The organism is Herbaspirillum sp. UBA812 (genome assembly GCF_002296545.1).
Taxonomy (GTDB): domain Bacteria; phylum Pseudomonadota; class Gammaproteobacteria; order Burkholderiales; family Burkholderiaceae_D; genus Herbaspirillum; species Herbaspirillum huttiense.
Genome location: NZ_DBIC01000251.1, coordinates 1 through 217, shown reverse-complemented (window position 1 = coordinate 217; position 217 = coordinate 1). Strand labels below are relative to the sequence as shown.

Annotated in this window: 1 protein-coding gene; it reads right to left on the bottom strand. The window is 63.6% G+C overall.

Annotated elements, in window-relative coordinates; genetic code table 11:
- A partial coding sequence (locus tag B3873_RS16480; RefSeq protein WP_286867372.1) for a methyl-accepting chemotaxis protein occupies nt 1-217 on the bottom strand: 217 nt, incomplete at both ends.

Genomic DNA, 217 nt, shown 5'->3' with positions numbered 1-217 from the left:
ACCAGGGCGGCGTTCTGCTGGGTGGTTTCGTCGATCCGGGCCACGGCGGTGTTGATCTGTTCCAGGCCGGCGGTCTGCTCGGTGCTGGCGGCGCTGATGTCCTGCACGATGTGGGTCACGCTCTGGATGCTCCTGACCACTTCGTCCATGGTCGAGCCGGCTTCGCTGACCTGCTTTTCACCGGTGGCGACCTTGGCGACGGATTCATTGATGAGCT